Source organism: Coleofasciculus sp. D1-CHI-01 (assembly GCF_040218875.1).
GTDB lineage: Bacteria > Cyanobacteriota > Cyanobacteriia > Cyanobacteriales > Coleofasciculaceae > Coleofasciculus.
Genome location: NZ_JAVJQP010000024.1, coordinates 1 through 11,282, shown reverse-complemented (window position 1 = coordinate 11,282; position 11,282 = coordinate 1). Strand labels below are relative to the sequence as shown.

Below are 11,282 nucleotides of genomic sequence, written 5' to 3'. Positions count from 1 at the left end.
AACTGAACCGACTCCGGTACAAAGGAAGGCTTTAGATTTGTTGGGTGTCAGCCTAATATGTACCCAGTGAGCCTGAAACTGAAATCGCCCTAAGCGGGGATAGGCATACAGTGTAGCGATTTGTCAAAGGGGAACTTCAGATTAGCCGTCGCGGTGATCAGCCGTTTGAGGTGCGATACCGCGTGCATTTAGGGCAAGAGAGCAAGGATTGTAGAGACGCGCCATGGCGCGTCTGGGAAGCTGGGGAAGAGAAAACTAACCTAATGCAGCGACTGCACCACCTCGAACCCAAGCTGAGTCAGGCGCAACGCCAGCATCGCGAAACCATTTTGGCGTTAGTCGAGCAAGCTTGTGCCGAGTGTTTAGGTTTCCCGGTATCCCTGCATCGAGTGGGTTCAGCACGTTTGGGTGTGCAGAGTCCGCAAAGCGATTTAGACGTTCTTTGCCTGATTCCGGCGTATCTGTCTGGGGAGGCGTTTTTGGAAAGCGTGGGACAACGCTTGGAGGGGTTATGCGATAGCGAAGCGCTGCTGCGAAGCGCAGATCGCGCCCAAGTCGTCTCATCCGCAAAGATACCTCTGTTGAGGATGCAATTTGAAGGCGTGTCTGTCGATCTCCTGTATGCCCGTCGTCCTTCTGATCTAGGCACAGTTGAGCCGTTCACAGAGGCAGCACGACCCTTTTTTGATCCAGTCAGTTGGAAAGCACTGGTGGGTTGTTTGGAAGCTGATATCCTTACAGATATAGTACGCCAGTACGTGCCGCTAGCGTCTTTCCGAGCGCTATTGAGGGCAGTGCGGGCGTGGGCGAAGGCACGCCAGATTCACGGTAATGCTTGGGGGTTTCTGGGTAGCTTCTCTTGGGCATTGCTGGCGGCTTGGAGTTGCACTCGTTATCCCGAAACGGTTGCGGATACAGGGCTTGAGGCATTACTTGCCCATTTTTTCCAGGTACTCAACCAACAGGATTGGACTCAGCCTGTAGCATTGACCCCAGCAGGTAAACAATACCAAATGTTGCCATACGACTGGCTACCTATAATTACCTCCATTGAACCCTGTCAAAACAGCGCCCGTAATGTCACGCGATCGACTGCACAGATTTTGCGCCGCGAATTCGAGCAAGGGGCGGCTATTTCCGAGCAAGTATTGGCTGGCAAAATAGTTTGGGATGCTCTTTTCGAGATAGCTGATTTACCGACGCAATCCGATTGGTTCTTGGTGCTGACGGCAACCTGTGACAACAACGATCGCTTGTCAGCCTGCTGCGGTTGGTTGGAAGGTCATGCGATCGGCTTGGTTATCGCTCTGGAACAGCAACTCAATATATACGTTAGACCTTGGACTGGGATTAGGAGAGGGCAAAACAAGATTTGCGCGGTGTTAGGATTAAAGTCTTCCCAAGACTTTGATGATGTTGCAATTGAGCAGGTTGGTCGAGATTTTGTTCTTCAGTTCAATGCTGATTCTAATGGCATTAGGTTGGAGTGTGTGGTGTGCGATCGCTCCTCCAGAATCTTTTTTGAGGCAATTTATGAATTGCCCCTACATCCATCTGTCATTGCCTCTAACTCCAGTTCGCATTGCCTAAACACATAATTAAGTGCTGCAAAAAGTTGTTCAAGATTATATATCGTATAGGCTACAAAATTCTTGGTAAAACGATTATTTTGGAGTTTGCCAAATTGCCAAAGCTGACCATTCGAGACAATTCCGTATATCGTCTGCTGTTCAGATTGGTCATTCATCTTCTGAATCGCCACCATTTCAGCTAAACATTGACCCCATCCTTTAATAAAATCATCCCGTTTAGCTTCAACAACAACAAAAAATGGCTGCTCAAATACTTCTTTTCCTAGAGGCGATCGTTTGGCTATGATATAGTCAGGTACACCTGATAATTTTTCATTATAAATCAGCGACTTATGACTCCACAAAGTAAACTTATCTCGATCAAGGCGATAAAGCTCTTTCAGAACTGGAAAAATAATCGTTTCACAAACAGCATAGTCTGACTCCTCAAACGTTAATTCTCGCAGACAAAACTCTAAATCCTCTCTAAAGGATTCTCGAACAGCAATTTCAGTTTCGATGATATAGTTCGTTTCTGAAGAAGTGATTTCATACTCTTTTAGGACTTCCCCAATATTTTTGTAAGATTCAAAAGACATAATAACAGATTACCTCTTGGACTGTAACTTTACATTAAGTGGAATGTCACTGATTTAATGTTGGTGGGTTGAGCGAAGTCGAAACCCACCCTACGGTCTATCAAAGGTTTCGACGATTTATTAATGGTTATTTCAGTGCCATTCATATTAAGTATATGAGTACAATTAAAGTATCCTGCGGGAAGGCTGCGCCTATGTTTATGCATCGGCAATTAAAATTGCCGTGGCCAAAAAGAGCTTATGCCTGAATCTCAAAATTATTCAGATAAGCAATTGGATCACTCGGATCAAATTGGCGTTGATCAATAAAAACGGTACCCGGTTCCGCTTTCATCGGATCACTGGGTAACTCAATTTTTAATGCCTCCGCCACCTCTGTATAAACGTCTAACGGATAAATTTCATCTAAGATTTTATCAGCATCCTTGGGATAATCTTGTTGTTCAATTTGACCCCAGCGAATCATCTGAGTGAGCAACCAAACTCCATGGGAACGCCAGGGATAGTTAACTGGATTCGGCTTCTCTGGATCATCGCTATTGTCACCATAAAACTGATAAAAATTAGGAATCGTTTCCAACCTTTCTTGGTTATCAAAACCACCATAACTATAGTTGCCCAATAAAGCAGGTTCGATATATTCCTGATCCGTATCCAAATACCTGCTTTGGGCAAGGATTTGGGCAACTTCGCGGCGATTTTTGGCTTGTTCGCAAAACTGGCAGGCTTCTAGAATCGCCGCCACTAAAGCCCTAGCGGTTGCGGGATGTTCGTCCACCCAAGCTTGCATCGTGGCTAGCACATTTCCCGGATGTCCCGTCCAAATATTCTGTGAGGTATTGGCAATAAATCCATTTCCCTGTAAAACTGTCTGCTGGTTCCACGGTTCACTGCTGCTATAGGCATCCATCACGCCGGCTTGAATTTTATAGATCATTTGGGAGGGGGCAATCTCCATAAATTCAACCTCACTTTCCGGATTAATTCCCATCGCCGCTAACCAATAGCGGCTAATGTAATAATCCATCGAAGCATTCGACTCAGTAGCAAAAATAGGCGGTTCCTGGAATTTGCGAACATATTGGCGATAGGAATCGGCAAACTCCTGAAAGGTGAAATATTCAATTGCTGGTCGAATTCCCGCATCCCAGGCTTTGGGAGATAAGGTAATGCTGCTGCCATGGAGATTGAGTACCATCAGGGCAACCATGGGGGCGGCTTCTGCTCCTAATTGTGCTATCATTGGCATTCCATATAAGGCTTGAGCCGCATCTAACTGGTAGTCGAGTAAGCCATCCTGAATTTGCTGCCAATTCTCTTGCTTACTCAGGCTAACATTCAGTCCATAGCGAGCAAAAAAGCCTAATTCTTGGGCGATAACCAGGGGCGCACTTTCGGTAATCGGGATAATGCCTAGGTTGAGGTACGTTTTTTCGAGTTTGCCAAAGTCAACCTCTGAGACGGATGAGGATTCAGATGAGTTATTCTTTCCGGAAGTGGACAGATTCCCCGAGTTACAAGCTGCAAAGGCTAATCCTGTACTTGCCAGACTGGTGTATTTGAGAAAATGGCGGCGCTTCATGTTCTTGTATCCTCACCCAATTATATATCTGACAATGAATTTACCGCGTAAGGGGGACAAGGAGATGGGGAAGATGGGGAGATGGGGAAGATGGGGAGATGGGGAAGCTGGGGAGATGGGGAAGCTGGGGGAGATGGGGAAGATGGGGGAGAAAAATTCAATCTTGAACGTCAATAATAGCAAAATCCTTGTAGTGCGTTTAGCGAAGCCATGCCGCAGGCTTTGCATCTTGCTCGCTACATGGAGCATCTTGCTCGCTACATGGAGCATCTTATTCGCTACTAATACCCAATTTAGATGCCTGACAGCTTATCCGAACAATCAGGTATCGACTACCGTTTTACTAATCGGTTGACCTGTCCAAACGATAACCGATAAAAGTTGGCTACGTGGTTCAGCCTTAAATCCCCCAACCACGGCTTTAATTTCCAGGAAAAAAATTTCCCAGCAGGCGGGTTCCATAACCCACTGTATCGGTGTATTCGGCAAATGCGTTCCGCATCGTTGGACTGACGACCCATAAATTGGACGAATCGTTGAAGGACAAAACAATATATCAATAACGTTAGGTTTAAATCCATATTTACCCGCAAAATAGGTAACATCTTCCCATTGATAAATTAACTTGTCGTTAGTCCCTAAATAGTCATCATTTTCTGAACAATTTGCTCCGAGTAACCAAACTAATCTAGAGCAGATCACTTCCACCCGCAGGCGATCGCTCCTAAGTAGATTAACCTCTTCAGGCAGCAAGATAGCGTCAGATTTGGGCGACCAAACTTGGACGGAGGTATTGCCATCAATGGACACCTCTCTCAAGGTGAGATGGGGCGGATATCCGGCAGGATACGCAGGCGCAATCGCCAGTTCCTCCGGAATGAATCGATTAATCATATTACCTATTGCAATGTCTGCCACTCAATCGAAGAGTGCTATACCTTGCAGTTTCGTATATTTAGGCATGAAATTAGGATAATTTATGCATTTTTAGAATAAAGTTAATTCTTTTTCTGCATAAATTATCCTAAAATTGGCAATTATCCCAAAAACTGTCACGGTTTAGGTAAGTTCATCCACATCCCCAGCCTGTTGTCTGCAAATGAAAACTCTTCGGGTTTAATTCGTCTTGATCAAAGCTTGCGGCTTGAATCAATGCTTGGAAAATGGCAAAATGTCTGGAATCTGGGAGGGAGAGTTCCGGATGCCATTGCAGCGCGATCGCAAAAGGATGCTGTTTATGTTCTAATGCTTCAATTAAACCATCGGCAGCTTTAGCGACAACCTGCCAACCTTGAGGTAGGGTACGCACGGTTTGATGATGCCAAGAGACAACAGTAAGTTCCTCCTTTCCCATAATTCCAGAGAGTTGGCTATCGGCATAAATCCGCACTGTATGCTGACTCGGTTTCAGCATTTCCTCGCGATGCAGGATATCTTCCCCAAATTCATCTGGCAGATGGGAGACTAAATCACCCCCACTCGCTACCATCAGCACTTCTAAGCCGCGACAAATCCCCAAAACAGGCTTGTGTTTCGCCAAGGCTAGTTTCGCGAGTGCCAATTCAGCCTGATCTCGTTCCGGATCAGTGCCATAAATTGTCGGATGAGGGGAACCGTTGTACAAATCGGGATCGATATCACCCCCACCTGTAAAAATTAACCCATCAACTTGGTTCAGGATAACGGTGGGATCAGATTGAACAGGCGGAAGCAAAATGGGTATTCCTCCAGCAGACTGGACTGCCTGAGTATAACCCGCCGGGGAATAAAAGTTTCCCGTTGGCTTATAGTTATAGGTGGTAATTCCAATGATTGGCGGTGTCATCGGTTTTAGATTCATCAAGGAAAGCGTCGATAAGGGTTTTCTGGTTTAGCTTATACAATTTTTACTGAATAAATTGATAAAATTACTGCATTCTCAGCGATTAATTTCAGATCAAGGGTAGAAAATGAGCAAGAGGAGGCGATTGAAATCGCTGCTACACAAACAAAGTCCCCTGGCGCGGACTGGACTGGATGATAATGGGGGTAGCGTTCCCCGGATTTGGTATTAGCCAGGGCGGTACGCCTACATTTATATAATGAGCATTAATGCCTTTTTAGACTAGCCGAGTAAACGGATCAGGATTCAGCTTCAATCCAGCCTTTAATGGTTTCAATGGGAATGTTGACAGCAGGAAATAATGACTTTAATGCCTCAATACCACCTGCTTTTAACGCACTTTGTAGTCGCTGCTTAAAGGTTGGATTGTGTTTTATTTCTTGGTTAATGGCTTCGATAACAACACTTTGTCGTTCAGATTCAGTTAAGGTTGGGTTAGAGTTTTTCAGTTGTGCTAATAATTGCTGAATCTCGGCTGCGGCTTCAGCTAGATTTTGTCTTTGTTCGGGGGTGTAGTTGTATTGACTGCCAATGTTATCGCCGACGATATTTCCAGTAACACTCCCGTTGATGCTGGTAAAAATAGCACCTCGGAAATCATTGGTAGGCTGTTCTGACATGGTTTCAAGGATTTGCAATATTTTTCCTAGACAATCTATCAAGGGATTGCCAGACTGATCCGGAAGCGATGCTGGAGATTCAGCTACAGATTGGTTGTAAAATTGATAACGGTCTTGAATTGCTGAGATTACATCAAGTAGATCAGGCGTGCGATCGCAGGTTGTTTTTGCGAGCATTTCAAACAAATCAGGTAATAGTTCTGATCCGCCAATTTCTTGTAACACTTTAGCCGCATCCCAACGAATAAATTCATTGTCATTCAATAAGGCTTGCAGTAACGCCGTAATTGCCTCTGGCGTGCCGATTTTCCCCAAGGCTTCAGCCACGATTCTATGTACCAAAACATTTTGATCCTGCCAAGCATCAACTAAAGCAGAAACAGCTTCTGGTGCGCCAATGGTTCCTAACGCTTCAACCGCACGACAACGAACAAAAGACTCTTCATCTTGTAACGCCTGAATCAACGCGGGAACCGCCTCTGAAGCCGTAAGAGTTTCTAAGGCTTTAGCGACGCTGGAACGAACAGAACTATGTTCATCTTGTAAGGCTTTAATTAATTTTGAAATAGCGGATTTACAGCCAATTTTTCCTAAGACTTCAACAACAGAACAGCGTACAGAATGGTTGGGAGCAGATAAAGCTTCGATAAGAATCTCAATCGTTTCTTCAGAACCCATATTTCCTAACGCCTCAGCCGCATTTTTATGGGCAGAATGGTTGTCACTGAATAACGCTTGTTTTAATACCGCGATCGCGTCTGATGTGCCAATCTCTTTTAACACCTCAGTAATCCTCTGGGATAGACATCCGGCTAAGTAATGATCACGCAATGCATCACTCAGGGCTGGAATCGTTGCGGCTGTACCAATAGCCACTAATCCTTTAAGCGCCTGCATACGAATTGAGTCGTTTGGATGGAACAACGCTTGATGTAATCCAGGAATTGTGGCTTCAGTACCTATACTTGATAAGTTATTAATGGCTTGATACGCGATCGGATCATCAGCATTGGCTAAAATCTGACATAGCGCTGGAATAACTGCTTCATTTTGCTTATGCACTAAGACACAAGTGGCATTACGGCGAACTGATTCTTGTTCATGTTCTAATGCTTGTTTTAGTGCCTCAATTGCCATAAAATTATCAATTTTACCTAGTGCATTCGCTGCATTATAACTCAAATTAAGTTCACCATCAAACAACGCTTTCTGGAGTAAATTAATGGCAGATTTTGTACCAATATTCGCCAAAACTCCAACCACACAACCATACATCGATCTATCCTGACGTAACAAAACATCACCTAATAGTTCAATTGCTGATTCCGAGCCAATATTTCCTAATACTTCTACCACATATCGATTACAATCTTCATCGAAAGCCAGTTGATGCAATTGTTCAATCGCTTTCTCTGTACCAATTGTTCCTAAAACATTGACTACAGTCCAACGAATCCCTTTGTGTTGATCAGTTAACGCTGGTTCCAGTGCATCAATAACCGATTCTGAGCTAATTTGACCCAACCCATTAACGGCACTCCACCGAATATAATAGTCTTCACTAGATAAGCTGGAAATTAGCGCTTCAATTGCCCATTCTGATCGGGTTATCCCTAACAAATTTGTTTTCACTGCTTCCGGAACATTTAATTGAGTTACTAAACCCACAGTCTTTTCTTGAAATTCGGGTTTAACCGCCCCAGCAAATCTTGCACCTAACCGCAAATCTACCTCTAGCGCTAATGTAACCACCCGCACCGCCTGCGCTTTATTGTCAACTAATGCCAACATTAACGCCAAGGGTTCTGTCCATTTTAAATAATTTAAATAGTCTTGTTTTAATTGATCATCACTGAGTTCGAGAATCTTTTGCCACGATAGCAGATACTCAGCGGCATAGTAATCCTGAATGAGTTGATGACACAATTCTATGTTCGTAGTAGGCACTTCAGTGCCAGAAGCGCTAAAGCGCTGACTACGAACAATTAAATGGTGTTTGAGTAAGTCCTCTAAGCAACGGAGTGCCAAATCATCTGGACAATTTACCTTCCCTTGTAAAAATTCCGTAAAAATACTCTCAACCTTTCGATGAGAAATACTTAACCGAAAATCGGTCGGATTGTCTCCCTGCATCATTTCAAAAGCCAGCTTTTCTAGCAATTTAGACCACCAGCGTCGAGACTCATCAGAAACAGGCGCATCTTCTTTCGACCCGCGTTCATATAACTGCGTAAATTGATGCAATGTTTCGGCTAAACTAGAGGGAATATCCCCTGTATTCTGAACAATCAAAGACAGCATTTCCATTACAAACGGCGTCTGACCCAACTCTCGCCAGTGATGGGCTAACTGTTGTAAGGATTGTTTATTTTGCCCCATCATAGAATAGTGAATAAATTGTTGTATTTGTAACGGAGTCAGGGGTTCGATTTCCAAGTGATTAGGAATATCCAAGTCCCCGCCTTCGCCCAAATTCCGTGTTGTAAAAATCATGGGGAGACGGAAATACTTCTGGCGAAACGCTTTTAAATCTATTCTTGCTGACTCTTTAGGTAACTCATTTAACCCATCCAGCAGCAGAAATAATCGCCGATTACGTAGCAGATTTTTGATATCCGAAATTTCCAGTAGTAACTCATGGGTTTCTAAGAAATATTGAATCAGATATAATACCCCCGAATGATGAGTTTCTGATGTTTTAAACCGTCGTAATTGCACCAAGACAGGAATCTGATTCTGGGGATTAGAAAGGGCTTGTTTGGCTTGTTCTAGCAAAAATTGAACTAACGCCGTCGATTTCCCTGAACCGGGCTGCCCAACTAATAGGACATGACTTGCCGCATATTGACGTAATCCAGTTAAAATAGGCAACGTCTCTGGTGTTTCGTCCCCTTCCTGTGGCGGCGGTTTGACTTGCTGTACCCTCAACTTAAACTGAAAGGGCGATCGCAGGTTTCCTGATGCATCCTGTGGTTTGTATATCGTCTCCGTCAGTTTGTCAAGCGTCCACCACTGTTCATAGACATCACAAATCGATCGCAGGTAGTCAGTAAACTCGATAGAGTAGTCTTGAACCATGGCAATGCGGTAATCTAGGCAATGCGATCGCTCTTCAACAGACAGAGGCGATCAGATTACTAATTCTCTGGTGGTGGTTTGGATCAGGACTTTTGAGGTGACGGACTCTGGATGAAGGATGAAAAATCTGTAACCAAGGACAGATGACACACAACGAATGATATAAGACATAAGACGAATGACAAATACCTGTAAAATTTCCATACGGGATTAGACAGAAAGGATAATCATGCGAATTTTAATCATGGGTGGTACTCGCTTCATTGGAGTCTACTTAACCAAAATCTTAGTTGAACAAGGACATGAGGTGGTACTGTTCAACCGAGGGAATAAACCAGCCCCTGTCGAAGGGGTACAACAGATTCATGGCGATCGCAAAGACGCTACTCAACTAAAGGAAAAGCTTTCGGGAGAAGCGTTTGATGCCATCTTTGATAATAATGGGCGGGAAACCAGTGACACCCAACCCCTAGCTGAGATATTTAAAGACAAAGTACAGCATTTTGTCTATATGAGTTCGGCAGGTGTCTATTTAAAATCTGACCAAATGCCCCATGTTGAAGGCGATCCCGTTGATCCCAAAAGTCGCCACAAAGGGAAACATGAGACGGAAGCTTACCTAGACACCCAAGGAATGCCGTTTACGGCGATTCGTCCAACCTATATCTATGGACCTCAAAACTACAACGATCTCGAAGCCTGGTTCTTTGACCGTATTGTTCGTGATCGCCCGATTCTAATTCCCAGTAGTGGTCTATTTATCACACAACTGGGACATTGTAAAGATTTAGCCCGTGCTATGTCTCTGGTACTGGGGAACCAGCAAGCCATTAGACAAATTTACAATGTATCTGGCGATCGCTATGTGACTTTTGACGGCTTGGCAAACGCCTGTATTGTGGCGGCGGGCAAATCTCCAGAGGATTTTGACCTCTTACATTACAATCCCAAAAAATTTGATTTTGGCAAGCGCAAAGCGTTTCCCCTACGAAGCCAACACTTTTTTGCTGATGTCCAGAAAGCCAAGACTCAACTCAATTGGGAACCGGAATATGACTTGATATCGGGACTTAAGGACTCATTCCAAAACGATTACCTAGCATCTGGGCGTCACGAAGCGGAGGTGGATTTCTCCTTAGATGACCAAATATTAGCCGCCAGTTGAGGTAACAGGTAAATTCCCCCAGAAATTAGGGTGAGGACAACCGATAACCAAAATAGGACAAGGGATGGCATCTCCCACACCTGCGGAAGTGGTGCAATTAATAGGGCAACTGCTGTAATTTGACTTACGGTTTTAAGTTTGCCCCAAATATTTGCGCCACTAATTTCCTGGGTCAAATTGGGGTTCACTCGCCACCCCGCGATCGCTAATTCCCGCGCTAATATTAGAAACACGCCCCAGGCGGGAACTTGACCCAATTCGATTAAGGCTAAAAGAGGGGCTAAGACTAATAATTTATCCACTAACGGATCAAGAAATTTTCCCAAATCCGTAACTTGATCCAGTTTTCGCGCCAGATAACCATCTAGCCAATCCGTACCTGCGGCAATTAAAAAGATTGCCAGACAAATCCAGCGCGTCTGATCCGTGGGATCATGCAGTCCGTATAGAATAAAGGGCAATCCGAGTAATCGAGAAAATGTAATCCATGTGGGTAGTGTCATCAGATTTATGAATCAGGGCGGATTTTGTTGGGCTGTTATCGGTGGGGAGGGCGGGTTTTGTTGAATAGTTATCGGTGGGGAGGGCGGGTTTTGTTGAATAGTTATCGGTGGGGAGGGCGGGTTTTGTTGAATAGTTATCGGTGGGGAGGGCGGGTTTTGTTGTTCCGTTGTTCCGTTAGTGGTGAGGAGGGCGGGTTTTGTTGTTCCGTTGTTCCGTTAGTGGTGAGAAGGGCGGGTTTTGTTGTTCCGTTGTTCCGTTAGTGGTGAGGAGGGCGGGTTTTG

Annotated in this window: 8 protein-coding genes; 2 read left to right on the top strand and 6 right to left on the bottom strand. The window is 44.5% G+C overall.

Annotation, left to right across the window (positions count from 1 at the left end):
• Positions 1-170 precede the first annotated feature (170 nt).
• On the top strand, positions 171-1,598 hold the full coding sequence (locus RIB93_RS04545; protein ID WP_446370706.1) for a poly(A) polymerase: 1,428 nt from the start codon (positions 171-173) through the stop codon (positions 1,596-1,598).
• Here RIB93_RS04545 and RIB93_RS04540 read toward each other — a convergent pair.
• From RIB93_RS04540 to RIB93_RS04520, 5 genes are all read right to left on the bottom strand, one after another.
• Complete coding sequence (locus RIB93_RS04540) at positions 1,532-2,170, bottom strand: hypothetical protein (RefSeq protein ID WP_446370704.1); 639 nt, start codon at positions 2,168-2,170, stop codon at positions 1,532-1,534. The two genes, RIB93_RS04545 and RIB93_RS04540, sit on opposite strands and share 67 nt — an antisense overlap.
• Before the next feature lie 238 nt (positions 2,171-2,408).
• Positions 2,409-3,752, bottom strand: coding sequence for a CmpA/NrtA family ABC transporter substrate-binding protein (locus RIB93_RS04535; protein ID WP_446370702.1), 1,344 nt, complete (start codon positions 3,750-3,752; stop codon positions 2,409-2,411).
• A gap of 321 nt (positions 3,753-4,073) precedes the next feature.
• Entirely contained in the window at positions 4,074-4,646 is a 573-nt protein-coding gene (locus tag RIB93_RS04530; RefSeq protein WP_446370700.1) for a hypothetical protein, read from the bottom strand.
• Positions 4,647-4,821: 175 nt separating this feature from the next.
• A complete protein-coding gene (locus RIB93_RS04525) occupies positions 4,822-5,577 on the bottom strand; it encodes a gamma-glutamyl-gamma-aminobutyrate hydrolase family protein (protein WP_446370698.1) in 756 nt (251 codons plus the stop codon).
• A 296-nt stretch (positions 5,578-5,873) separates the two neighbouring features.
• Complete coding sequence (locus RIB93_RS04520; protein WP_446370696.1) at positions 5,874-9,332, bottom strand: HEAT repeat domain-containing protein; 3,459 nt, start codon at positions 9,330-9,332, stop codon at positions 5,874-5,876.
• Between the two features lie 229 nt (positions 9,333-9,561).
• Between RIB93_RS04520 and RIB93_RS04515 the strand changes: the two genes are divergently transcribed.
• Positions 9,562-10,497, top strand: coding sequence for an NAD-dependent epimerase/dehydratase family protein (locus RIB93_RS04515; protein WP_446370694.1), 936 nt, complete (start codon positions 9,562-9,564; stop codon positions 10,495-10,497).
• Here the strand turns inward: RIB93_RS04515 and pgsA are convergent.
• A complete protein-coding gene (gene pgsA, locus RIB93_RS04510; RefSeq protein ID WP_446370692.1) occupies positions 10,443-11,000 on the bottom strand; it encodes a CDP-diacylglycerol--glycerol-3-phosphate 3-phosphatidyltransferase in 558 nt (185 codons plus the stop codon). The two genes, RIB93_RS04515 and pgsA, sit on opposite strands and share 55 nt — an antisense overlap.
• Between the last annotated feature and the right edge of the window lie 282 nt (positions 11,001-11,282).

Bases quoted from the DNA above. Each gene is read 5' to 3' on its own strand.
- RIB93_RS04540 (WP_446370704.1), bottom strand. From the start codon at position 2,170: ATGTCTTTTGAATCTTACAAAAATATTGGGGAAGTCCTAAAAGAGTAT.
- RIB93_RS04535 (WP_446370702.1), bottom strand. From the start codon at position 3,752: ATGAAGCGCCGCCATTTTCTCAAATACACCAGTCTGGCAAGTACAGGA.
- RIB93_RS04530 (WP_446370700.1), bottom strand. From the start codon at position 4,646: ATGATTAATCGATTCATTCCGGAGGAACTGGCGATTGCGCCTGCGTAT.
- RIB93_RS04525 (WP_446370698.1), bottom strand. From the start codon at position 5,577: ATGACACCGCCAATCATTGGAATTACCACCTATAACTATAAGCCAACG.
- RIB93_RS04520 (WP_446370696.1), bottom strand. From the start codon at position 9,332: ATGGTTCAAGACTACTCTATCGAGTTTACTGACTACCTGCGATCGATT.
- RIB93_RS04515 (WP_446370694.1), top strand. From the start codon at position 9,562: ATGCGAATTTTAATCATGGGTGGTACTCGCTTCATTGGAGTCTACTTA.
- pgsA (WP_446370692.1), bottom strand. From the start codon at position 11,000: ATGACACTACCCACATGGATTACATTTTCTCGATTACTCGGATTGCCC.